Raw genomic sequence first — 25690 nt, 5'->3', positions numbered from 1 at the left:
TATAATATAGGTCGGATTCATGGAATATAAAAGAAAAATTTTTCCTGAGGAAGTAGCTCTTATTGCCTTTCTAGCGTCCAAAGCTCAATTCCAATTAGAAAGTAATTGGGAAAATAAATTTATCGCTTATCCTCTCACAAAAGAGAAAATAGGCAGTATTGGGCTTTTTAAAAATAACCAGAAATATACTCGAAGACAAAGTAGAGTTCTTTCATGTTGCAAGTTTCATGATGTTGATAATGTTGAAGTAGCGGTTTATCTTTTAATAGATTCTAATGATACGCTCTATGAATTAGATTTTTGGAAGGTAGATGATTCAGAAATTTGCCATATTCCTTCCGTAGACTCTATGGAGGATATCCCACAGATATAATCAGACATGAAATGAACTTAACTTAACCAGTGTATTCGTATCTAGTGTATCTGGTTCGACATTGGGAGCAAAGGTTGATACGGCGATAGGAGCATGGTTTGGAGGTGTTGGTGCTATTCCTGGAGCAATCATAGGAGGTGCTGTAGGTGGTATTTGTGGATCTTTTGGTGCCAGTTGGCTAGGAGTAGGAACTGTTGATATGATTTATGGAAGGTAATATTTCACACATTCCAGTAAAACAAGATGGGCACAAGTTCTTTATGGCTCACGTGCAAGTTAGTAGAAAAGGTTATAGTGTTCTACATAATATGACAGGAACAGCCTCTATATTAATTAACAATAAAACTATTTTACACCATATTATAAAGCTGTAAATAACTTTATTTTATATAGAGGTTATCCACTCTATTCTTCTCTGTCTATCGTAAGGTAATTCTTTTAGAATTGAGTTTCCTGTCATTCCTGTCATTCATTATGATGACTTAACTTGTTAAATTACAGTAGGGTTATGCGAAGTGTTAAAAGTGACAGCAAACTAAAAGTAAAATTATTCTTGTAGAAATGAGTAGTGCGTGTCTTCTTACTTTAGTCAGAAATATAACATCATTCTCTTACCTATCCAACGAACTAAGCATGTTAGTTATTCGTCCCAGAACATAGTAATTCAGCGGCTTGGATAGTTATCTAAACCACATTCTTGTCGTCTGTCCCCATTATTTGGAGACTCTAAAAAGCTTTCATACATTTGCAACAGAAATCATTGTTTCACTTATTAAAATCAAAGCGTATGAAAACTTTAGTTTCTAAAATCGTCGTTATCGTTGCCCTTATGTGCGCAACCAGTATGAATGCACAGAACAACAATCAGTTCGATGCACAGTTAAAAAACTCATTAAGTGTCGTCAATGTAAACGCACCTACATCTATTGTAAAGGTAATGAATGACTTGAAACACATGGAAAATCAGTATCCTGATGCTTGGCTTCCTACCTATTATCGTGTGTTCTATGCCCTTCAGTATGCTGCTCGAGACCCACAGAGCGATTATTCTTCTTTATTCTTAGACGCAGTGAAGGATGATGTCGAGGCGCTACAAACAAAGAATGACGTTGACCGTTCAGAGCTGTTTACATTGAAGGGGTTCTATTACACAGCACTTATCACGCAGAATCCTGTTGAGAATGGTAAACTTTATTACCGCGATGCAATCAGTTGTTACAAGTCAGCTATTGCCATTAACCCAACGAACCCTCGCCCTCGTATTCTCCTTTACATGTTCTTTGATATTATGAGCAAGCAGACAGGACAGCCGAGTATGAATGGTCCAAAGGACTTAGAGACCATCAAAGAACTGTATGCCAAGGAGAAGCAGAATGGACTGAAACCTGCATGGGGACGTAATCTGATAGACTTTTGCAAGTAGAGGTAATATGCTGAAGGCATTAAACTCATAAAGATTGGGGGCGTACCAAGCGTATGCCCCTTTCTTTGTGAGGTACTTTATCACACAAAGGAATTATGCTAATAGATACTATAAATCGTCATCAAGTCTTCATAAAAGCGAAGATAAGGAGTATAGATTTGCTCTCTTTAAGAAAAAAATGTATCTTTGAAGCCTAAAAACAGATATTATTGAAAACAAAGAACGATTTAAGCTATGGCAAATTCATTAGACGAAGTGACAGGACCAGTTAATGATGCTGGCCGTGATGTACATGTAATAGACAAGCAACTTCCTGTTGAAGTTGGTTTTGGTTCAACCCTCTTTCAGATTGCTTTGTGGGTAGTTGGTCCAGTGTTGGTATTGTTGTTTGTGCTGTTATTGGGTAGTACGATGACAAATCCATTGCTTGTAGGGGTAGTAGGCTGTTTGGTGGGAATCCTTCCAGGTGTTATCTTTATCTTTATGAAGATATCAGCTCGCAACTATTTCCAGAAGTTAGAACAGCGTATTCAGGCTGAGGCGTCTAATATTGATAACTATTTGGAACAGCGCGTACAGATACTGCAGAATGTAGTAGGACTGGTAGAACGTGCTATCGACCTTGATAAAGACGTGATGAAAGCCGTTGCAGCCCTTCGTAGTGGTGGTGTGAACGAAGGTAACAGAAGTGATGTGAATGCACAAGTAAATACAGCCTTCGGTCGTCTCTTCCCACAGGTTGAGGCTTATCCAGAGTTGAAAGCACACAATGCCATTGCTGATGCGATGCAACAGAATAACTACTTGCAGCGTGAGATTACGGCAGCTCGTACTGTTTATAACAGTCGTGTGACACAATGGAATACTGATATCTTCTCTTGGCCAACAAAGATGATTGTTGCTGCTCAGCAGGGTTATACAACACGCATACCATTTACTGCAACAGCAGAGACAAGAGAGGCTGCAAGAGGTAAGTTCTTCTAAGACTACAGAAGTAAATGGTAGAGGATATATATGATCCACTAAACGAATACATCAGCACCTTTAAGGATAAGTTTAAGAAGGTGGCTGATGAAACCTTTAATGCACTTGCTGACGAGGCTCAGGTTGATGTTGAGGCTAATCGTGAGACGTGTCGACAAATCTATGCAGGTGAGAAGAATCTTGCGGATGTGTCTGGTCGTATCACGATGTGGACTATCCTATGCGTCATTCTGTGGATAGTTGTGGTGGCAGGTGGTGCTGTTGTATATGTGAAGTGGAATGAGTTTCCAATGGAGCATCTCTTGATGATAGGTGGAGGGGCGGTTTTACTGCTTGTCTTTCTATTACTCAAGGTACATCCAAAGTTGAAGTCCTTACGTACTCAGCACAATGAATTAGACAATAAGGTGAAAACTTTGAAGGAACAGGCATGGAATCAGATGGCTGCTCTGAATAGGCTTTATGACTGGGATGTCTTTACGCGTATGATGTCGAAGACTGTACCCAGACTGGAGTTCGACCCTTATTTTACGACACAACGACTGGCAGACCTTCGTAAAACATACGGATGGAACGACTCTTTTAATACCGAGCGCTCGGTGCTTTATTCCCATTCTGGACTTATTAATGGTAATCCTTTTGTCATCTGTCGAACACGAAAGATGGAGATGGGAGAGAAGACTTATCACGGTCAGAAAACCATTTTCTGGACAACAACAGAAACGGGTCCTGATGGAAAACCACGTACTGTGTCTCACTCAGAAACCTTACATGCAAGTGTGACAGCACCTTATCCTAATTACTTTGAGCGTACAAGGCTTATCTATGGTAATACAGCTGCACCCGATTTGACCTTCTATCGTAAACCAAGTGGGCTGGCAGGAAAGGAAGGTTCGTTGCGTTATAAGTGGGATCGGTTTATGTTGAGGCGTAAAGCACGCAACCTTGAGAGTGGTGATTTTGCGATGTTGACGAATGAAGAGTTTGAGGTTGCGTTCAATACAAGTAATCGTAATAACAATCAGCAATACGCTTTACTCTTCACACCATTGGCACAACAGAGTATGATGGCACTGCTGATGGACGAGAAAGAAGGCTATGGTGATGACTTTGATTTCGATAAGCATTACATGATAAACACTATCATGCCAGAACATCTACAAGTGTTAGACCTCGATATGAACCCTGCTCAGTATCGCAGTTTTGACTTTGAGAAGGCTAAGAAAGACTTTTACGAAATCAATGAGAGATACTTCCGTGCTATCTACTTTGGTTTTGCACCTTTGTTGTGTGTGCCGATGTATCAGCAGATACGTCCACAGAAGGATATCTACGGACATGATATGGAACAGAAGAGTTCGTTCTGGGAACATGAAGCATTGGCTAACTTTTGGGGACAGGAGAATTTCCAGCATCCCGATTGTGTGACTCCTTGTATTATGAAGACTTCTTCTGCGGCACAGGGGGATGGCAGTACGCTGATTAACGTGACAGCTTATGGCTTCCGTTCAGAGCGTCGTATGTCGTATATCAGTAAGTATGGTGGTGACGGTTCATGGCATGATGTACCCGTAGAGTGGTATGAGTTCTTACCTGTTGAGGGCAATGGTCGTATTATGTTGCAGGAGGATGAGACTCAAAACGATACTGACATGAGTCAGAAACAGCGTATGAGCCATATCAGTGACGTCTTACAGAAATCGCACTTAGATGTATATAGAAGGCATATTGCCTCTAAGATATAAGCAGAGAAAGCAAGAATGAATAGCAAAGGACGATAGAAGTATTTCGCTTTTATCGTCCTTTGTTTATGTAAGGGGAGTCTTACGTAGAAATGAAATGCTTGTCTTAGATTCAACAATATATTTGAGAACAATCATACACATGTACTTTCTAATGTTGGCTGCTATTTTTGAAACAGTTGAAGAGCATAAGACAATTGAGTATCTTTCCCTGATAAGAAATCATTAACTTTCATTGGTACCAAATAGTTCGGGCTTATTCCTTTCCCTTCTAATGGGAAACCCTTGGGAGAAGAACCTGACGAATGTCCTACAGGAAGTCGATAGAATATTCCGTGTGAAGTCTTAAAAAGATAAATAACACCACCTGTATCACCAGCTGAAGATGTACCAACCAACACGGCATCACCACTTTCTTTCATTGTAATGAGAAAAGTCTCAGCGGAAGAACAGGAGTAATTACCCATCAAGATGATTACTTTTCCCTTATAGCTGTTAGTGGAAGGAGAAATTATAGACCCATTCCAATTACGTCGTTTTCCTTTTATTAAATTCTGCGCAATATTATCTCCTATCCAACTGTTGCCTCCCCCATTCTGACGCACATCAACTATCAAGTATGGAAGTTTGCTTAGATGCTTCAAAGCTTTGGTGAATTCAGTGTCAGCATTATCTTGCATGCTTTTCACATTTATATATCCAACCTTTGAAGAAACCTTTCTCCAAGTTACATTTTGTTCCTCTTCCTTTGTCGGAACAGACTTCGATTGCAGATGAATGGTGATAGTTATGGGTCTTCCATGGCGAATAATTCCAAGTGTCTTTATAGGACTTGTATAACTACAGAGTATGGTTAAAGCTGATAGTAGATAGCGAGTGGCATCTGTCGAAGCAGAGACATTTTTGCTATTATGCATCACCCATTTATTTGTAGGTACACCATCAACAGTTATAATCTCGTCTTTATCTTGCAATCCAGCCTTTATAGCAAAGACTGAAGGATGATTAATAAACACACGATTCTCAATGACTGTGATATTATCCCCTTGTATGAACCAAGGATATAGTATGCTTTCATTATTTGCATGAGTGCATTTCAAATTGGCAAAGAATTCCATTATAAGTAATGAATAAGCCACTTTCGATTGCATGGTGTCAATTTGTTGAAGGCATGTGGTGTGAATCGAATCAAGGTTGATGTGTTTCTTTGTAGTATATGGGTACTTCTTTTTGACCTGTTCGAATATTTCTTCGAAATCACTTCGGAAGTCTTTTGGATTGACAGGTATCTTGTCTGCTGTATAACGTTGAACCTCATTCCAATCTACCTGTCCATGCATTGGATTCCATCTATTTAGCAAAAATACTACAAATATGGATACTATTAATCCAAAGAGAGTGATACTTAATATTACAAACTTCTTCATAAATCAATTATATTATATGGTATCTTGACATCAAAAGGAAACATAATGAACTAAAAGACATCGCTATAAGTACAAAAAGTGTTTCTATCTCTTGCACAGAGTGTAAACACCTTAACCCAAATTGGTGGTAAGGTAATATACAGAAATTACCTCACCATTTGTTCCAATTCACTTAGCTGCTTTCAATATAATTCTTATTATACTAAAATCGCTTCTACAACTTCTCACCATAGCACAAGTCACCAGCATCACCGAAGCCAGGAACAATGTACTTATGCTCATTCAATCCTTCATCAATAGCTGCACACCAGATGGTGGTAGAGTCTTCTGGGAAAGTTTTGCGGATATGTGCAATACCTTCTGGTGTAGCCAAAAGACAAGCAACATGCACATGACGAGGAGTTCCCTTTGAAAGGATAGCCTTGTAGCCTAACTCCATAGAACCACCAGTAGCCAACATTGGGTCAGCGATGATAAGTGTCTTACCATTGATGTCTGGTGTAGCAAGATATTCAACGTGAATACCTACCTCATGATGTTCAGCATCCGTATATTCTCGATAAGCACTAACGAAAGCATTACCAGCATGGTCGAATATGTTAAGGAAACCGTTATGGAAAGGCAATCCAGCACGGAAAATAGTAGCCAAAACAATTTTGTCAGTTGGTACATTAACCTGAGCCGTACCCAATGGAGTAACAACATCCTTTGGTTCGTAGTTCAATGTTTTAGAAATCTCAAAAGCTTCGAACTCTCCGATACGCATAACATTGTTGCGGAAGAGCAAACGATTCTTCTGATAATCCTTATCACGGATTTCTGCTAAATACTGATTGATAATAGAGTTCTGCTCTGAAAAATTAATGATGTCCATTTTCTATCTTAGGTGTTATAGATAAGCAAGTTAGCAACTTGCTCTGCAAAATTTCGGCAAAAGTAGCAAATAAATCTGAGGTTTTGCTAAGTCTAATTTGCAAATATAGCCATGCTCATTATTTTTTTTATTTCTTTAACTATCTAAGCAAATACTTTGATACTTTTTCTTCGGTATTTTTTGTGTGAAATTAATAATTATATTACCTTTGCGGTGTCTTAATAAAGAAGACATAAAAACAGGGAACAAATCAATTTTCAACTAAATACATTTATAAAAATGGCAAAGTTTGATAAGAGCGTACTTGAGAAGTACGGTATTACAGGTACAACAGAAGTACTTTACAATCCTTCTTATGAGGTATTGTTCAATGAGGAAACAAAAGAAGGTCTTGAGGGCTACGAGAAGGGTCACGAGACTGAGCTTGGTGCAGTAAACGTAATGACTGGTATCTACACTGGTCGTTCTCCTAAGGATAAGTTCATCGTTGATGATGAGAACTCTCACGATACAGTATGGTGGGATTCTGAGGAATACCATAACGATAACCACCGTGCTACCAAGGAAGCTTGGACAGCTGTTAAGGACATCGCTAAGAAGGAGCTTTCTAACAAGCGTCTTTTCGTAGTTGATGGTTTCTGCGGTACTCACAAGGATACACGTATGAAGATTCGTTTCATCGTTGAGGTTGCTTGGCAGGCTCACTTTGTAACAAACATGTTCATCCGTCCAAAGTCAGAGGCAGACTTCGATCAGGAGCCAGACTTCATCGTTTACAACGCTTCTAAGGCTAAGGTTGAGAACTGGAAGGAGCTCGGTCTTCATTCAGAGACTTGCGTTATGTTTAACGTAACAACTAAGGAGCAGGTAATCGTTAACACATGGTATGGTGGTGAGATGAAGAAGGGTATGTTCTCTATGATGAACTACTTCTTGCCATTGAAGGGTATGGCTTCTATGCACTGCTCTGCTAACACTGATATGAACGGTGAGAACACAGCTATCTTCTTCGGTCTTTCTGGTACAGGTAAGACTACTCTTTCTACCGATCCAAAGCGTAAGCTCATCGGTGATGACGAGCACGGATGGGATGACAAGGGTATCTTCAACTACGAGGGTGGTTGCTATGCTAAGGTTATCAACCTTGACAAGGAGTCTGAGCCAGACATCTATGGCGCTATCACACGTGACGCTCTCCTCGAGAACGTAACAGTTGACGAGAATGGTAAGATTGACTTTGCTGATAAGAGCGTAACTGAGAACACTCGTGTTTCTTACCCAATCTACCACATTAAGAACATCCAGCGTCCTGAGTCTCAGGGTCCAGCTGCTAAGCAGGTTATCTTCCTTTCAGCTGATGCTTTCGGTGTATTGCCTCCAGTATCTATCTTGACTCCAGAGCAGACTAAGTACTACTTCCTCTCTGGTTTCACAGCTAAGTTGGCTGGTACAGAGCGTGGTATCACTGAGCCTACTCCAACATTCTCTGCTTGCTTCGGTCAGGCTTTCTTGGAGCTCCACCCAACAAAGTATGCTGAGGAGTTGGTTAAGAAGATGCAGCAGAGTGGTGCTAAGGCTTACTTGGTTAACACTGGTTGGAATGGTACAGGCAAGCGTATCTCTATCCGCGATACTCGTGGTATCATCGACGCTATCTTGAACCACTCAATCGACGCTGCTCCAACAAAGCAGATTCCTTACTTCGATTTCACTGTTCCTACAAAGCTCGAAGGTGTTGCAACTGAGATCCTCGATCCACGTGACACTTACGCTGATGCAGCTCAGTGGGATGAGAAGGCTAAGGACCTCGCAGCTCGTTTCATCAAGAATTTCAAGAAGTACGAGAACAACGAGGCTGGTAAGGCTCTCGTAGCAGCTGGTCCACAGCTCTAATCCTTTCGGAATATTTCTGAATAGATAATAATAGCTCCCATCCGTAGCAATACGGGTGGGAGTTTTTGTTTGTCCTTCTGTAATAGAAAACAGTAAGACCGTTAATAGTAAGTAGAAATATTACATACTATTACAAGCGTAGTTTTAATTTTGTTTTGCTGTCACTTTTAACACTTCGTGTAATACTACTGAATCTTAACGAGTTAAGTGTATGTTTTGAATGACAGGAGTGACAGCAAAGTTTGTTTTGGTATGATTATGTTCTGTCTCTTATGATTTAATTATTCATATAGAAAATCCCTGTTAGGATTTTTTGTTCTTCCAAAATGTTGAGTGATATGTTAAAGCACTTATATAATAACGCACACGGAGATACAGAGGAGACGGAGCTAAACGCCATGTTGTGGAGGTGCTGGTGGCACAATGAGTGACGGAGGGGTAGCGTACAGATTCCTAATAACTTTTTAGGATAAACGCTTTGTATATAAATTGCTAATAGAACTGGCAAATAATCTCCTTTGCTCTATGCACTGACTGTGCCTTTGTGAACTACCATCAGTATGCTTTAATACTCCTCCGTACCCTCCATTTCTCTGTGTGATATTTCGCCAGAAACTTAAGATTAGGCGGATTATTATCACTCCAAATTTCTGAAGACCCATATTTTTGTGAATATCCAACCTCCGTTTCCCTCAGTTTCTTAGTATGGTTTATCATGTTGCAGGCTTGCTTAAAGGTTTTCATCTGATTATCAAACTTCTAATGGGGATTATGGCGAATGAATTGAGTACTCCGCACCACTCGTGTTCAGCCTCCGCACAACCTGTGCGGACGCTCCGCACAAGATGTGCGAAGCATCATTACGTTGACTGAAAGAAGTAGGATGAGCTACGATAGATATTTATTTGATTAGCAGTAGACTATCAAGGCGAATATAATTCCTTAAATGTATAAACTATTTCGATACTAATTACTCTATTTTCTTTGTGCTATCAGGTAAGATCTTTCTAAATCTTTGTTCTGTATTGTTCATGTCAAGTACCTTTAACTGTTCTTTTGCCATTTTATGGAGAATCTCAAAACGTTGCTTTCTTGGTACCCCTTGTTTTATCATTTCAGAATTAGCAGATTCCATATTAGATAATACTACTAACTGGTTGATGCTTGCAGTTTCTCTAAGATTTATTCCTTTAGATGCCAAATTTGGGTTAGCTTGAGCCCATTCTTTTGCTTTACACCCAAAGAGAATTATATTTAACATATCAGCTTCTGTTGCATAGATAATCCCATGCTTGATAGCATTAATGTCCATTTTAGGAATAATCACGTTTTTAATAGCATCAGTATGAAGTGTATAATTGGTTTTGGATAGTATTCGCTTTGCGTTCCACTCTAACGAAAGTGGATCGCTCTCTTGTTCTTTTAACCGTTGGTATTCCTTTACAATATAAAGTTGGAATGTTGGGCTAATCCACATACCAAAGTTAAAGGCTATATCTTTGTGTGCATAAGTCCCTCCATTTCTCCCTGCTTTTGATACGATGCCAATAGCATTAGTTGCTTCTATCCACTTCCTTGGAGTCATATTAAACCTATTCAATCCTGCTTCTTTCATAAAGGTGTCGAATTCGACACCTTTAAAATTTGGATTATTCAGGCTTTCCCAAACACCAAGATATTCTAAGGTGTTTTTATTTCTCATCCAATTGCGAATAAGGTCTTCTTCATCGTTGGCTTTCACCATATCCGTTAGACTGATGTAGTCGTTATCATTCTTTCCTATCAGCACAGATATTTCTGTACTCTGTACTGTTATCTTCTTTGATGTATTCATATTTTTAGTTATTATATCAGCAAAAGTAACAAATAAAAAACACTCCTCAGTATTGTTAGGGTCTTTTTTGCTTCTTATACGATTATTTCTCCGCAATGAGGGCAAATGGTGGTGTGATGTAATGTAAAATAAGTAAACAATCAAAGTCGTAGAAAAGTCGAAGAGGGATAAGGTTTTAAGTTGAGCAAAGTCGAGTAAAAAAGCGATAGTACCAATTGGAAAGTTCATGTGAAGGTAAGTAAGATAGCAGAAATTTATCAGATGTGATTTATTGGTCGTTTTTCTTCAAGTTTATCGTTACTTTGGCAATACTTACTAAACAAACTTAAAAAAACGCAGATATTTTCGATATTTTACATAATTAACCTCGTTAAAGACGTTGAATATGAAGAATTCTGATTAAATTTGCAGTTAAATCCAATTATTAGTATCTGATGCGTAATAAGATATATACTCTCGTAGCTTTAATGATGGCTACTTTGACGATAACTTCTTGTCTTAAAGACGACGACGAGAAAGAAAGTGTAAGTTACAAAGACACGGCTATTTTGAGCTTTTCTTTGGGACAAATGGCGCAAGTGCGTGATACAATTGCTAAGAACGGAAGCGATAGCGTTTATACAACTAAGTTTAATGCGGCTAAGGTTAAGTTCTATATTGATCAGGCGCAGGGGCTGATTTATAACCCTGACTCTTTGCCTTACGGTTCGAAGTCGTCAAGTGTATTGGCTAAGATTGTAGCCAAGAACAGTGGTGTTGTGGTTCTTAAGTCAACGACTGAAGAGAAATTTACTTATTACAACAGCAATGACTCTATCGACTTTAGCACTCCTCGTGTTCTCCGTGTTTATTCAAACAAGGGGAGTGAGTATAGAGATTATAAGGTGACCGTCAATGTTCATAAGCAAAAAGGGAATGTGTTTAGTTGGGAAACACTGCAGGCAAACAGCAACTTTGCTTCCTTCACAGCAATGAAGGCCGTTAGTACGGGTAGCAAGGTGTTTGTCTTCGGTACCAATGGTAGCCAGACCGTCGTTTATGCTGCGACAAAAGACAATGGAAATAGCTGGACTAAGCTGAACAAGACTTTCGCTGCTGATGCTTATAAGAGTGTTGTGACACAAGGAGATAAACTCTTTGTCATCGATAATGGAGCGGTGTATAGCTCCACAGAGGGCAACACTTGGACGACTATTGCTACTAACAGCAGTCTGAAACAATTGGTGGCAGCATCACCAGTTGAGCTGTTTGCTTTGTCTAACACAGGTAGTCTGTTGTCATCAAAAGATAATGGTGCAACCTGGACTGCTGAGTCATTAGATAGTAGCACATCATTATTACCAACAAGCAATATCAATTACTCATATACAACGATTACGTCTAATCTGTACAGTGTGCTACTCGTTGGCAAACCAACAAGTGGTACGCACAATACATCATGGACGAAGGTTTCTTATCGACCAAGCGAGCAGTGGAATTATGTTGAGAGCAATGCAGATAAGTTCCAGTTGCCTCTTTATAAGAACCTTACCGTTGTCGACTATGACAGAGCAGCCCTTGCCTTGGGTATCGACAATAGTAACAAAGTGGTTTCTATGCTCCTCTCTCGTGATAGTGGTATCACTTGGAAGGCCGACAAGGACTTTACTTATCCAAAAGACATGCAGGCAGGTGCTACTTTCGCAGCTACTGTCGATAGCGACCAATACCTCTGGATTATCAGCGGTACAAAGGTTTGGCGTGGAAGACTCAATCGTGTAGGATGGGCTTTGAACCTTAGTCGATTGGCTGAGTAGGATAAGACGATAAGTAATAAGAATGAAACGACTCTTCATCAGTCTTCTCCTCTTCCTTGCTACTACGCCACTTTGGGCGCAGTCCGACCCCGAGTATAAGATGGAGATTGGCGCTGGCGTCGGAGTGATGGGTTATTTAGGCGATTTCAATGGGTCGTTAATGAAAGACCTACAGGCGATGGCGACGTTGTTAGCACGATATAATCTCAGTCCTTACATGGGAGTAAAGATGAATGTATCGTTTGGAAAGATGAAAGGGTCGTCTGCTGATGTCAAGACTTACTATCCTCGTTTTGCCTCAGCACCCTATACCTTCGACAACGCATTGGTTGATGTGGGCCTTGCATACGAATATAATTTCCTGCCATACGGCACAGGTCGTGACTATCGAGGTGCACAGCGCTTGTCACCCTACGCTATGATAGGATTAGGTGCCACCTACGTAAACATAAAAGGAGGCGACCGTAAGTCAGTCTTGACGGCTAATCTTCCTATCGGAGTAGGTGTGAAATATAAGGTCAGCGAGCGTATGAACGTAGGCTTAGAATGGGCAGTACACTTCTCGTTCAGTGATGAATTAGACGGACAGAAAGATCCCTATGGCATTAAGAGTAGTGGAATCTTCAAGAATACGGACAGTTATTCCACCCTACAGCTGACGTTCTCTTATAGTTTTATGGCAAAGTGTAAGACCTGTCATAACGAGGATGAGTAAAGGACAAAGAAGTCCAGAGCATATATAATAAGGTGTAGTCCACATCGTACAAACATACATATTGTACATAAAAAACAAAGGTTTATCTCTTCAAAAGATATGGCAGAAGAATTAGATATGACACGAATACCCCAGCACATCGCCATCACAATGGATGGTAACGGTCGCTGGGCTACAGAACGCAATAAGCCACGTTCATACGGACATCAGGCCGGAGTGGATACCGTGCGTCGTATCACGTCAGAGTGTGTACGATTGGGTGTGAAGTTTCTCACGCTCTATACCTTCTCAACGGAGAATTGGAATCGTCCTTCTGATGAGATAGCTGCATTGATGGGGCTTGTCCTTACATCTTTGGAAGACGAAATCTTCATGAAGAATAATGTGCGTTTCCGTGTTATCGGTGACATGGCTCGCCTGCCAGAAGAAGTGCAGAAAAAGCTGAGAGAGACGGAGGAACACACAGCGAAGAACGCTGCCATGACAATGGTTGTTGCTCTTAGTTATAGCGCACGATGGGAGATAACGAAGGCAATGAGGGATATCGTTGCTGAACATGAGGCTAAGTCCGCTGAACCACTGCGTCCTGAAGTAATCACGGAGGAGCTGATTAGCGAGCATTTAGAGACCAATTTCATGCCCGACCCCGACCTCTTGATAAGAACGGGAGGCGAGCTTCGCATCTCCAATTACCTCTTATGGCAGATAGCTTACTCTGAGCTGTATTTCTGTGATACCTATTGGCCTGACTTCAATGAGCAGGACTTACAGAAAGCCATTGCGAGTTTCCAAAGTAGACAGCGTCGCTTTGGAAAGACTGAGAAACAAGTAGAAGAAAAAGAAAACAATTAAGTTACGCAATAGATGACTAAAATAAATAAGGTGTTGATGCTCCTTGCACTCTCGGGAGTTTCGCTTACGGTGAGTGCACAGCAGAAGATTGTAAACCCAGACATCACTTATTCTGGTACGCCTAAGACTTATAAGTTGGCAGGACTATCCGTTACCGGTATTGAAGGCTATGAGGATTATGTCCTAACAGGTATCTCCGGACTTAGCGTTGGACAGGAGTTGGAGGTTCCGGGAACGGCTATCACAGATGCTGTGAAGCGTTACTGGAAGCATGGACTCTTCTCTGATGTTTCCATTTCGGCCGACTCTATTGTAGGAGATAATATCTACTTGAAGATACACCTTGCACCTCGTCCTCGTATCTCAACCATTAACTATAATGGACTAAAGAAGACTGAGCGTGAGGATATGGAGAAGAAACTCGGGCTTGTAAAGGGTGGTCAGATAACTCCTAACATGATTGACCGTGCAAAGATACTTGCCAAGAAGTACTTTGAAGACAAGGGTTATAAGAATGCTGAGGTCTTCATCCGTCAGAGAGATGACGTTGCAGCAAAGAACCAGGTCATCCTTGATATTGATGTAGATAAGAAGGAGAAACTGAAAGTACGCACAATTACGATTGACGGCGACAACCAGTTGGGTGATAAGAAGATTAAAGGTAGCCTCTTAAGCAAGGGTGCTTTTACTAAGACCCACGAGGCTGGCAAGCTTGCTAATATCTTAAAGTCAAAGAAGTTCACACCAGAACGGTGGGCAGAGGATAAGAAGAACCTTATTACAAAGTATAACGAGTATGGCTTCCGTGATGCTATGATTACAAAGGATAGTGTCTGGAATGTCGACCCAAAGCATGTTGACATCTATGTAAAGGTGGATGAGGGTAAGAAGTATTACATCCGCAACATCAAATGGGTAGGTAACACGGTTTACTCAACCGACTATCTTTCTCGTTTGCTCGATATGAAGAAGGGTGATGTCTATAACCAGACTTACCTGAACAAGCGTCTTTCACAGGATGAGGATGCTGTGGGTAATGCTTATTGGAACAATGGTTACCTCTTCTATAACCTCCAACCAACAGAGGTGAACATTGTCGGCGACTCCATAGACCTTGAGATGCGTATCACAGAAGGACAGCAGGCTCATATCAATCGAGTGAAGATTAATGGTAATGACCGCCTTTACGAGAATGTTGTTCGTCGTGAGTTGCGTACAAAGCCAGGCGACCTTTTCTCTAAGGAAGCGCTTCAGCGTTCTGCACGTGAGTTGGCTTCTATGGGACACTTCGACCCAGAAGCAATCAACCCTGTACCAGAGCCAAACTATGAGGACGGTACTGTCGACATCAACTATAACCTCAAACAGAAGTCAAACGACCAAGTCGAACTTTCACTCGGTTGGGGTCAGACGGGTGTTATCGGCCGTGTTGGTTTGAAGTTGAATAATTTCTCAATGGCAAACCTCTTCCGTAAGAATCGCGATCACCGTGGTATCATGCCTATCGGAGATGGTGAGACACTCTCATTAGGCGCACAGACCAACGGTACTTACTACCAGTCATACAATGCACAGTACTCTACCAACTGGTTGGGAGGTAAGCGTCCTATCCAGTTCAGTGTGGGTATGTCATATTCAAAGCAGACTGACGTATCAAGCAACTATTATAACAGTGGTTACATGAATAACTATAACAACTATCGTTACGGTTATGGTAACTACAATTACAATAGCTACGAGAACTATTATGACCCAGACAAGTATGTGAAACTCTTTAGTGTCTATGCTGGTTGGGGTAAGCGTTTGAGCTGGCCTGATGACTATTTCACCTTGTCACTCCAGCTGCAGTATCAGCGTTATATGTTGCGTAACTGGCAATACTTTATTATGTCGAATGGTTCAGCAAACAACTTGAACCTTAACATTGCGCTTAATCGTACGTCAACAGACAACCAACTCTTCCCACGTCGTGGTTCTGACTTCTCGGTATCATTGACGATTACTCCGCCTTGGTCTAAGTGGGATCATAAGGACTATGCTCACTTGGCAACCGACCGTAACTCTCCAACCTTCTCGCAGGAGCAGCAGGAGAAGTATCGTTGGATAGAATATCACAAGTGGAAGTTCAAGGCTCGTACCTTTACAGCCCTCACAAGTGGTCAGAAATGTTTCGTCTTGATGACCCGTGTTGAGTTCGGTTTGTTGGGAAGTTACAATAAAAACAAGAAAAGTCCATTTGAAACCTACTACATGGGTGGTGATGGTATGAGTGGTTATACTACAGGATACGCTGAAGAAACGATTGGATTACGTGGTTATGAGAATGGATCACTTACTCCTCGTGGTGCTGAAGGTTATGCTTACACTCGTATGTCGTTAGAGCTTCGCTATCCTTTCCTCTTGGGTAACACGACCATCTACGGTCTTGGATTTGTTGAGGCTGGTAACGCATGGACAGAGACAAGTAAGTTCAATCCATTTGACATGAAGCGTTCTGCTGGTCTTGGCGTTCGTATCTTCCTCCCAATGGTGGGTATGATGGGTATCGACTGGGCTTATGGCTTCGACAAAGTCTTTGGTACAAAGGGCGGAAGTCAGTTCCATTTCATCCTTGGACAGGAGTTTTAAGGGCGAGTTGACTGGTTGACAAGTAGACGAGTAGACGAGTTAAATGAGTAAACGAGTAGACAAGTTGCTTGTTCTAATAGGCTGAGTAACTATCGGTAAAGAGAATTAAGAGTTATAAATATTGAATTAGTAAAGGATGAAGAAGAATATGTTTAAGAGTGTATTACGATACGTTTTACCTCTTTGTGTGTTTACTCTTATGCCTTTAATGGCATCAGCACAGAAGTTTGCGCTGATTGATATGGAGTATATCCTCAAGAATGTACCTGCTTACGAGCGTGCAAATGAGCAGTTGAATCAGGTTAGTAAGAAGTGGCAAGCTGAGGTTGAGGCGCTCAATACTGAGGCTTCAACAATGTATAAGAACTATCAGAACGAGGTAGTCTTCCTCTCACAGGACCAGAAGAAGAAGCGTCAAGACGCTATCATGGCTAAGGAAAAGCAGGCTTCCGACCTCAAACGTAAGTATTTCGGCCCAGAGGGCGAGCTCTTCAAGAAGCGTACGAGCTTGATTACTCCGATACAGGACGAGATTTACAATGCCGTAAAGGATATCTCTGACCAACGTGGCTATAGTCTGGTCATCGACCGTTCAAGCAATGCCTCTGGTATTATCTATGGGTCTCCAAAGGTGGATATCAGTAATGAGGTGCTGCAGAAATTAGGATATTCTTATCAGTAAGGGGAGGCTAGGAAAACTAGTTCTCCTAGCTATCCTAGGAATACTATCACCACAGATAAAAAGTAAATTAATAAACAATTAAACAATAGAAAGAAATGAAGAAGTTATTTTTGATGTTGATGCTTTGCGCACCAATGACATTGTTCGCACAGAAGTTTGGTCATCTTGATTCACAGGCTTTGCTTCAGTCTCTCCCAGAGGCTACAGCCGTTCAGAGTAAACTCGAGGCTAAGGGCAAGGAGTATCAGAAGCAGATTGAGGACATGCAGGCTGAGTTGCAGCGTCAAGCTGAGGCTTACGACAAGTCTAAGAGCACTATGAACGCTACAAAACAGGCTGAGACCGAGAAGAATCTGCAGGATATGTATAACAAGATTCAGCAGACTGCTCAGGACAACCAGAAGGCTTTCAACGAGGAACAGCAGAAGCAGCTCGGCCCTGTCCTTGAGAAGGTTCGTAACGCTATCGCTGCTGTCGCTAAGGCAGGTAACTATGTTTACATCATGGAGAAGGCAGCTGGTCAGCCATTGTATATCAACGAGGCACTCAGCAAGGATATCACTGCAGAGGTAAAGGCTCAGTTGGCTAAGATGAAGTAAAGCAATGCGGGTGCCTTTGCCCCGTGTTTGTTTCTCCATTGTTTAGAATGAACGGGCTATTATAGTAGGAATTTCTTTGCCAGAGAAGGTTAGCTTGTCGAGGGCTACTAAGGTATCTGACGAAACATGCTAATGCTCTTTTAAGCCCTTGAGACTGGTAAGTATTTCTCTGATAGTTTGTCTTTGAGCATCAAACAATCTGATGACACTGAATTATTTTCATGACAAGAAGAATTTATTTACATGAAAAAAAATATTTTTTTTCACGACAAAAAATATTTTTCTTCATGAAAAGAATTCGAGAAAGACAGGCCGCTGGTTAGAAAGTAGAATATTTCTTTCAACGAACCGACACTAAATAAAGGGAGAAAAAAGGGTGAGGTCACCGCACGAATATTCTGTTCTTGCGATGACCTCACTTATGTTTAAATATAGAAAAGATAATATATAACGTAATGAAGAAACTAATCTTTTCCTTCGTTTTCATGCTTTTGCCACTCTTGGCAACGGCACAGCAGAGTGTACCAGCATTCAAGTTCGCATACTTTAGCTATGATAAAGTGTTTCGTGCTATGGCCGACTATGCTTCTGCAACACGTAATTTAAACGACCTAAAAGCAAAGTATGATGCTGAAACAAAGCGTTCAGTAGAGGATTTCAACAACAGATATGAAGATTTCCTTGACGTACAGCGTAAGTTGGAACCATCTATTCTCCGTAAGCGTCAAGCAGAGTTAGAGGAACTGATGGACCGCAACATCGCATTTCGTAAGGAGTCAGAACGACTGTTGAAGAAGGCTGAAGAAGATATCTATGCACCTGTTCGCACTAAACTGAACAATGTTGTTCGTGAGATGGGAAAGGAGAGAGGCTATGCGTTCATCCTTAATACGGATAATAACGGGCTACCTTTCGCTAACACAACCATGGGAGAAGATATCACAGACGCACTGATTACAGTGCTGAAATAATATTAGTAAGGATAAATGACAGCATATTCTAAACAGCCGGGACCTATCGGTGTATTCGATTCTGGGTATGGTGGACTGACCATCCTACATGGTATTCGACAGCTGCTCCCTGAGTATGACTATCTTTACTTGGGTGATAATGCACGTGCACCATACGGTTCACGCTCCTTCGACGTGGTCTATCAGTTCACACGGCAGGCTGTGATGAAGCTATTCGACCTCGGTTGCCACTTGGTAATATTAGGTTGTAACACCGCTTCGGCCAAGGCCTTGCGCACTATTCAGCAGAATGACCTACCGAAGCTCGACCCAGATAGACGAGTGTTGGGCGTAATTCGTCCTACTGCTGAGGTGATAGGCAAACTTACACAGTCACGTCACGTGGGGGTGTTGGCTACTGAAGGGACGATAAAGAGTCATAGTTATAAGCTTGAAATACAGAAATTATGGGACGACGTGACGGTGACGGGTATCCCTTGTCCGCTTTGGGTACCAATCATTGAGAACAATGAAGCAGATACGCCCGGTGCTGACTACTTCGTGAAAAAGCGTATCGACCTTATCATGGAACGTGACCCACTAATTGACACGCTCATCCTTGGCTGTACACACTACCCTATCCTCATGCCAAAAATACAGAAGCATGTACCAAAAAACGTACAGATTGTTGCTCAGGGTGAGTATGTCGCAGAGAGTCTGAAAGACTACTTTCGACGTCATCCCGATATGGATGCACGTTGTACAAAGCATGGTAGCGTGAAGTATTTCACCACAGAAAACCCCGAGAAGTTCAAGGAGACGGCACGTATCTTCCTACATGAACAAGTCGATGTGGAGCATGTAGACTTGGAATAGACACCCAAAGGCAATAAAACAGCCTGTTGAGTCGTTAGATAAGAACTAATAAGATTAATGATGAAGAAGTTTTCTATATTCTTTTTTCTGTCTGTTGTCATGCTGATGGTGGCCTGTACGGATGATGATACGTTCACTACATCGCGCAGTAATCTCCTCTCTTTCTCAACAGATACACTACGACTTGACACCACATTCTCCAATGTTCCGACATCTACTAAGACTTTCTGGGTGTATAATAAGTCGGGGGATGGATTGCGATTAACTAATGTTCGCCTCGCACAAGGTAATCAAACAGGATTCAGAGTGAACGTAGATGGCATCGAACTGTCGGCTGAGAACGGCTATCAAGTTAGCAACCTTGAGGTTAGGAACAAGGATAGTATTCAGGTGTTCGTTGAGATGACATCCCCTTTGAACAATGCACTGACACCGCAAGAATTGTCTGATAACCTATTATTTACGCTCGAAAGCGGTGTACAACAGAAGGTTAACCTGTCTGCTTACAGCTGGGATGCGGAGTTGATTAAGGGTAGGAAGATTACAACAAACACCACACTGAATAGTACAAAACCTATAGTCTTCCAAGATACATTGCGGGTTGAAGCGGGTGCTACACTGACGATTCCTGCCGGTACGACCGTCTACTTCTCTCAGAAGGCTGCCCTTGACGTTTACGGAACACTGCGTTGTGAGGGTACGGCAGCTAATCCTGTGACACTACGTGGCGACCGATTAGATAAAATGTTCAAGTATTTACCATACGACCGGGTCAGTGGTCAGTGGCAAGGTGTGCGTTTTCACAAGGATAGTTATGATAATCTATTGGAACACACCGACATCCATTCTACCTATAATGGTATTCTCTGCGATACAGCAATGGCTGCACGTACGAAACTGACAATAGCGAACTCTACTGTTCATAACTGTCAGGGTTATGGCTTACAAGCCATTAACAGTAAGATCGTTGCTTATAACACTCAGTTCTCTAATACGCTGATGGACTGTGCTGACTTTGTGGGTGGCGAGGTGACCCTGACACATTGTACCTTCGCACAGTTCTATCCCTTCGATAGTAACCGTGGTGCTGCATTGAGCTTTGGCAATCATATTGACAACAAGGACTACCCGCTCCAGACCCTCCACGTGGTCAATTCACTTGTAACAGGATATGCGGATGTTGTGCTTATGGGCAATAATAAGGAGGATGTGACAGCCAACTATCACTTCTATAATTGTCTTCTTCGTACATCAAAACCTAAGGACTCGTCTCTTATGGCACGTTTCACAGACGTCACATGGGAGAATAGTAAGGACTATCCAGAGGGCGGTTCAAAGCAGTTTGTACTGGTAGATGGCGACAAGCAGAACTATGATTTCCATCTAAAGAAGGCTGAAAAAGGAGAGAAATATCCTGCAATTGATGCGGGACTGGCCCTTGGCGACCCCCGTTTTGCAACCGACCATGATGGTAAGCAGCGTGATAGTAAGCCAGATATCGGCTGTTATGAGCTGATAGCTAATTAGCTTTATTGGCCTTATAAGGCCTATTAGCCCCATTAGCCCAATAAGCCCTATTGGCCCTATAAGGCCTATTAACCCCATTAGCCCAATAAGCTTTATTGGCCCTATAAGGCCTATTAGCCCCATTAGCCTTATAAGCCTAATAAGCCCAATAACCCCCATCACCAACAATAAATATCAACAATGAAAACAATAGACATAAGCATCAAGATTGGTTTTTGCCAACAAGATGAACTTTCGGAGGCTGATCAGCACCTCATTCAAAGGGCTGTGGAGGCAACAGGTAATAGTTATTCTCCTTATAGCCGCTTCCGTGTTGGCGCAGCGTTATTGCTTGCTAATGGTGAAGAAGTTATCGGAGCCAATCAGGAGAATGCTGCTTTTCCATCAGGCTTATGTGCTGAGCGCTCAGCAATCTTTGCTGCTCAGTCTGTCTATCCAGACCAAGCAGTGACCACACTTGCCATTGCCGCAGCCAATGAATATGGTTTGATGCGTGACCCGATAGTACCTTGTGGTGCTTGTCGACAAGTTATCTTAGAAATAGAAGACCGTTATAAACAGCCTATTCGTATCCTTCTTTATGGTACGGCGGGCGTATATGTAATCAATAGTATAAAGGACTTGCTGCCTCTTCAGTTTATTGGAGAGTCAATGAAGTAGCCTTTTCATTCTTAAAAATTAGTTATTATGGACCATTTACCAAAAGACCCAGAGATATTAGTTAGCAGTGTTAACATGCTACTACGTGATGAAGAATTCGACTCTTTAGAGTCTCTTTGTTATAACTTCAACGAAGATGCCGAGCGACTCAAAGCCTACTTACATGATGCTGGTTACGTCTATAGCGAGGAGCAACACCAGTTTCGCCCAATAGGTTTTGATGAATAAATAGGTAATAGTAGATAAATAAAGCACGCCATACAATCCTGCATGGCGTGCTTTATTTATATGTTCAATACGATTCCCCACTATTATTCATCGAAGGGAAAGTACTCTTTTCTGTATTTCAGAGCCTTTTAAGACTTGTGACAACCGTTTCTTATATTACTACGGCAGTACCAGAACAGGTGACCATGAGCATAGAACCACCCTGTCCGACAGTCTCATAATCGAGGTCAATACCAACGATAGCGTTAGCACCAAGTGCTTCTGCACGTTGCATCATTTCCTGAATGGAGGTTTCTTTGCCTTCACGCAGCACCTTTTCATAGGCTTCGCTACGTCCACCGATGAAGTCCCTGATGCCAGCAGGGAAGTCTTTTATGAAGTTAGCACCGATAATTGTTTCTCCTGTAACAATTCCTTTATACTCTTTGATAGGACGACCTTCAATGGTTGGGGTTGTTGTGATAATCATAATCTTTTGTCAGTATTAATAATATAATTGATATGTAGACTTATTACTTGATGTCTTACAAATACATGACAAAGATAATAAAAATTCTATGTAGACGCATCATGGCTGACAATAATTTTGTACTTTTGCATCAATAAGATATAAACAACGGCATTATGCAAGACTTAGTTATTTACAATACACTGCATCGTAAGAAGGAACTCTTCCAACCGATTGCAGCTCCTAACGTTGGAATGTATGTTTGTGGACCAACCGTTTATGGCGACCCACACCTCGGACACGCTCGTCCAGCTATCACTTTCGACATCCTTTTCCGCTATCTTAAACACATAGGGTACAAGGTGCGTTATGTTCGTAACATCACTGACGTGGGACACTTGGAGCATGATGCTGACGAGGGCGACGACAAGATTGAGAAAAAGGCACGTCTTGAGCAGTTGGAGCCAATGGAGATAGCACAGCACTATACCAATCGTTATCACGATGCTATGCGTTTGCTTAACGTACTTCCACCAAGTATTGAACCGCACGCAACGGGTCATATCATTGAACAAGAGGAGTTAGTAAAACAAATCCTAACCAATGGCTATGCCTATGAAAGCAATGGAAGTATCTACTTCGATGTAGAGAAATACGATAAAGACCACCACTATGGCGTTCTCTCTGGGCGTAACATCACCGACATGATAAACAATTCTCGTGAGTTGGCGGGCGTTGGTGAGAAGCGTAATCAGATTGACTTTGCACTTTGGAAACGTGCTATGCCAGAGCATATCATGCGTTGGCCATCTCCTTGGAGCGATGGTTTCCCTGGTTGGCACTGCGAGTGTACAGCAATGGGACGCAAGTATTTGGGCGATCACTTCGATATTCATGGTGGTGGAATGGACCTTATCTTCCCTCACCACGAGTGCGAGATTGCACAAGCAGTTGCCTCACAAGGCGACCAAATGGTGAAGTATTGGATGCACAACAATATGATTACCATCAATGGACAGAAGATGGGCAAGTCGCTTGGTAACTTTATTACGCTTGAGCAGTTCTTTACGGGCAATCATGACACGCTCACACAGGCTTACTCTCCAATGACAATTCGTTTCTTCATCCTCTCTGCTCACTATCGTGGAACAGTCGATTTCTCTAACGAGGCACTACAGGCTGCTGAGAAGGGATACGAGCGTTTGATGAATGGCATTGAGGATTTAGCACGCATCCAACCTGCTGCTACGACGGATGAGAATACGAAGACGTTTGTTGATGGCTTCCGTCTGAAGTGTTACGACGCAATGAATGACGACTTGATGACCCCTGCTGTCATCTCAACTCTCTTTGAGGCTTGCCACTTAGTGAACATCCTCATCGACCATAAAGCGCAGATTTCAGCCGACGACCTTAGGGAGTTAACAGAGGCTATGCAGCTCTTTGCCTTCGATATTCTCGGTCTTCAGAATGAGCGTGGGGCTAATAATGATGCCCGTGAGGAGGCTTACGGCAAGGTAGTCGACATGGTTCTCGACCTCCGTGCAAAGGCGAAAGCAGAAAAGAACTGGGCTGTCAGCGACCAAATCCGTGATGCACTTGCTGACGCAGGCTTCCAAGTTAAGGACACCAAGGACGGTGTTACGTGGAAACTTGACCGATAGGCATTAGCCTTATTCAGCCTCATCTCTATGATGGTTTGTCATCTGAAGTCAGCATGATGATAGTGGAAAATATCCTTAGTCATCTATAAATATTATTCAAACAAAGGACAGCTATTCCTGCACTGTGTCAGTGATATGATCTCACCACATGCTGTATAGCTGTCCTTTTCTTCTCCCTCTCTTGTAAAATAGGCGTACCCCTACCAAATAGACACATCCTTTCTTGAATATAGCAAGCCTATTTACTTGAACATAATCACTTACTTTCTTGTTCATAGAAATTCTATTGGCTTGAACGTAAACAACTACTTTCTTGGTATATAAAAAGTCTACTCTCCCTTTTCTTTTGACGTGTTTTATAGTAGTAAAAGCTGTTTAGTACAAGTATTCTTATTGTCTTTATTATCAGACTATCCCCCCTCTTGCGAATTATTTTCATGAAAATAAATATTTATTGTCGTGAAGAAAAATATTTTTTTTCATGAAAATAATTTCTTTCTTACATGAAAATAATTCGAAAGGATGGGTGGTTTAGTCGTTCCTAATTCGTTTGCGAGGGGTAGAACAAGTAGGTAGAGAGAACTTACAGACGGCTATCAAGCGGAGAGAATACGCATTTTAACAATGCTATTAGCACTAAACAGAAGGCTGACTACAGCCTGCAAAGACCTTAACCAACAAAGTGGCGAAGGCCTGGAACAAACGTACGAGAAACGGGAATGATGTCTTCACAACCAGTAAGGAGCAACTGATAGCCGTTAGAATTACCTTTTGCAGATACGATGTTATTGATATTTACAAGGAAGGAACGGTGACATTGGAAGATATTATCGTATGGAAGGTCATCCTTCAAGGCTGTCAATGTAGAGCGGAGCTCGGTCTTCTGTAACCTACCTTCCTTTATATAACAAACACAAACATTATTTTTTCGTGCTTCGATATAGAGTAGATTGTTGATAGGTAAGGTCAGGTCGGTCCCTCGAAGGTTCTGGTCGTGCAGCGTGATGATGACATCCTCTTGCTCGTCCGTAGTCTTCTTTATCATCTCTTCCAGTCTGTTATTCAACATACGGTTATAGTTTAACAACGTAAAGATAGCCGTAACGATTACCCAAACAAGGAAGGTCCAATAAAAGAACACCCAAAAGAGCTGCCATGACAACGGTATGTGGAAGAAGAAAGCAGCATAGAGCGTCAGAGAGATGGCCAACGCAAACTCGATAGCAACACTGTAAATAATCATGTAACCATTGGTTACTGGCATCTTCTTCTGCGCTGGTCGTCTGAAGAAAAGAAAGGTACATAGCCACTGAACTCCTATGGTCATAACGCAAAAACCAAGACACATCAAGAAGATACTACCCCTATATCGACTGATTCCAAATGGCTGCAGGAGGTAAAGAAACAAAAAAATGCCAACTCCCAACGCAACACTTGTGCGCCAGGAACTGGCATTTGCATGTATCATATACTTGCTACGTAGAAATGAGGTTAGTCTACTCATGATGTCTTAAA

23 protein-coding genes are annotated in these 25690 nt (G+C 41.7%); 18 read left to right on the top strand and 5 right to left on the bottom strand.

Annotated elements, in window-relative coordinates:
- Positions 1-19: 19 nt before the first annotated feature.
- The 5 genes from AXF23_RS10400 (at position 20) to AXF23_RS10380 (ending at position 4525) form a co-directional block, all read left to right on the top strand.
- Entirely contained in the window at positions 20-373 is a 354-nt protein-coding gene (locus tag AXF23_RS10400; RefSeq protein ID WP_004359294.1) for a DUF6984 family protein, read from the top strand.
- Positions 374-434: 61 nt separating this feature from the next.
- On the top strand, positions 435-590 hold the full coding sequence (locus AXF23_RS15975; protein WP_004359295.1) for a hypothetical protein: 156 nt from the start codon (positions 435-437) through the stop codon (positions 588-590).
- Between the two features lie 570 nt (positions 591-1160).
- A complete protein-coding gene (locus AXF23_RS10390; RefSeq protein ID WP_107625254.1) occupies positions 1161-1796 on the top strand; it encodes a hypothetical protein in 636 nt (211 codons plus the stop codon).
- Positions 1797-2030: 234 nt separating this feature from the next.
- Positions 2031-2780 carry a LemA family protein gene (locus AXF23_RS10385; protein ID WP_013264589.1) on the top strand — a complete coding sequence of 250 codons (750 nt, stop codon included), beginning with the start codon at positions 2031-2033 and terminating at the stop codon, positions 2778-2780.
- A gap of 14 nt (positions 2781-2794) precedes the next feature.
- A complete protein-coding gene (locus tag AXF23_RS10380) occupies positions 2795-4525 on the top strand; it encodes an MAG1210 family protein (RefSeq protein ID WP_107625253.1) in 1731 nt (576 codons plus the stop codon).
- Between the two features lie 161 nt (positions 4526-4686).
- Here AXF23_RS10380 and AXF23_RS10375 read toward each other — a convergent pair whose 3' ends face one another.
- Together AXF23_RS10375 and upp are read right to left on the bottom strand one after the other, a co-directional pair.
- Positions 4687-5949: a S41 family peptidase gene (locus AXF23_RS10375; protein WP_107625252.1), complete on the bottom strand. Its 1263-nt coding sequence runs from the start codon at positions 5947-5949 to the stop codon at positions 4687-4689.
- Positions 5950-6163: 214 nt separating this feature from the next.
- Complete coding sequence (upp, locus tag AXF23_RS10370; protein ID WP_009013109.1) at positions 6164-6823, bottom strand: uracil phosphoribosyltransferase; 660 nt, start codon at positions 6821-6823, stop codon at positions 6164-6166.
- Between the two features lie 279 nt (positions 6824-7102).
- Here upp and pckA point away from each other — a divergent pair, with 279 nt between their 5' ends.
- The gene (pckA, locus tag AXF23_RS10365; RefSeq protein WP_107625251.1) at positions 7103-8716 is read left to right on the top strand and encodes a phosphoenolpyruvate carboxykinase (ATP); all 1614 of its coding nucleotides are present in this window, start codon (positions 7103-7105) and stop codon (positions 8714-8716) included.
- A gap of 970 nt (positions 8717-9686) precedes the next feature.
- Here the strand turns inward: pckA and AXF23_RS10360 are convergent.
- Positions 9687-10550, bottom strand: coding sequence for a KilA-N domain-containing protein (locus AXF23_RS10360; RefSeq protein ID WP_107625867.1), 864 nt, complete (start codon positions 10548-10550; stop codon positions 9687-9689).
- A gap of 434 nt (positions 10551-10984) precedes the next feature.
- On the opposite strand from AXF23_RS10360, the gene AXF23_RS10355 reads away from it, so the two are divergent.
- From AXF23_RS10355 to AXF23_RS10305, 11 genes are all read left to right on the top strand, one after another.
- The gene (locus tag AXF23_RS10355) at positions 10985-12346 is read left to right on the top strand and encodes a DUF6242 domain-containing protein (protein WP_107625250.1); all 1362 of its coding nucleotides are present in this window, start codon (positions 10985-10987) and stop codon (positions 12344-12346) included.
- Between the two features lie 22 nt (positions 12347-12368).
- Positions 12369-13061 carry a type IX secretion system protein PorG gene (locus AXF23_RS10350; RefSeq protein WP_107625249.1) on the top strand — a complete coding sequence of 231 codons (693 nt, stop codon included), beginning with the start codon at positions 12369-12371 and terminating at the stop codon, positions 13059-13061.
- Positions 13062-13160: 99 nt separating this feature from the next.
- Positions 13161-13913, top strand: a complete 753-nt coding sequence (locus AXF23_RS10345; protein WP_009013114.1) for an isoprenyl transferase — start codon at positions 13161-13163, stop codon at positions 13911-13913.
- A gap of 12 nt (positions 13914-13925) precedes the next feature.
- Positions 13926-16541 (top strand): BamA/OMP85 family outer membrane protein, encoded by a 2616-nt coding sequence (locus AXF23_RS10340; protein ID WP_089366941.1) that lies wholly within the window; start codon positions 13926-13928, stop codon positions 16539-16541.
- Positions 16542-16677: 136 nt separating this feature from the next.
- A complete protein-coding gene (locus AXF23_RS10335; RefSeq protein WP_042856459.1) occupies positions 16678-17223 on the top strand; it encodes an OmpH/Skp family outer membrane protein in 546 nt (181 codons plus the stop codon).
- A 95-nt stretch (positions 17224-17318) separates the two neighbouring features.
- Positions 17319-17822: an OmpH/Skp family outer membrane protein gene (locus AXF23_RS10330; RefSeq protein WP_089366940.1), complete on the top strand. Its 504-nt coding sequence runs from the start codon at positions 17319-17321 to the stop codon at positions 17820-17822.
- A 455-nt stretch (positions 17823-18277) separates the two neighbouring features.
- Entirely contained in the window at positions 18278-18793 is a 516-nt protein-coding gene (locus tag AXF23_RS10325) for an OmpH/Skp family outer membrane protein (protein ID WP_089366939.1), read from the top strand.
- Between the two features lie 15 nt (positions 18794-18808).
- Entirely contained in the window at positions 18809-19648 is an 840-nt protein-coding gene (gene murI / locus AXF23_RS10320; RefSeq protein WP_089366938.1) for a glutamate racemase, read from the top strand.
- 60 nt (positions 19649-19708) lie between these two features.
- Complete coding sequence (locus AXF23_RS10315) at positions 19709-21175, top strand: hypothetical protein (RefSeq protein WP_107625866.1); 1467 nt, start codon at positions 19709-19711, stop codon at positions 21173-21175.
- A 180-nt stretch (positions 21176-21355) separates the two neighbouring features.
- On the top strand, positions 21356-21835 hold the full coding sequence (locus AXF23_RS10310; protein WP_107625248.1) for a cytidine deaminase: 480 nt from the start codon (positions 21356-21358) through the stop codon (positions 21833-21835).
- 27 nt (positions 21836-21862) lie between these two features.
- Positions 21863-22063: a DUF4250 domain-containing protein gene (locus AXF23_RS10305; RefSeq protein WP_009013122.1), complete on the top strand. Its 201-nt coding sequence runs from the start codon at positions 21863-21865 to the stop codon at positions 22061-22063.
- Between the two features lie 151 nt (positions 22064-22214).
- Here the strand turns inward: AXF23_RS10305 and AXF23_RS10300 are convergent, their stop codons facing one another.
- Positions 22215-22532: a heavy metal-binding domain-containing protein gene (locus AXF23_RS10300; protein WP_107625247.1), complete on the bottom strand. Its 318-nt coding sequence runs from the start codon at positions 22530-22532 to the stop codon at positions 22215-22217.
- 155 nt (positions 22533-22687) lie between these two features.
- Between AXF23_RS10300 and cysS the strand changes: the two genes are divergently transcribed.
- The gene (gene cysS / locus AXF23_RS10295) at positions 22688-24175 is read left to right on the top strand and encodes a cysteine--tRNA ligase (RefSeq protein WP_107625246.1); all 1488 of its coding nucleotides are present in this window, start codon (positions 22688-22690) and stop codon (positions 24173-24175) included.
- Positions 24176-24845: 670 nt separating this feature from the next.
- Here cysS and AXF23_RS10290 read toward each other — a convergent pair.
- Positions 24846-25679: a LytTR family DNA-binding domain-containing protein gene (locus AXF23_RS10290; RefSeq protein WP_107625245.1), complete on the bottom strand. Its 834-nt coding sequence runs from the start codon at positions 25677-25679 to the stop codon at positions 24846-24848.
- Positions 25680-25690: the final 11 nt, after the last annotated feature.

This window comes from Prevotella sp. oral taxon 313 (genome assembly GCF_003043935.1).
GTDB lineage: Bacteria > Bacteroidota > Bacteroidia > Bacteroidales > Bacteroidaceae > Prevotella > Prevotella jejuni.
Note: the sequence above shows the minus strand (reverse complement) of the source record. Positions and strands in the feature narration are given on the sequence as shown.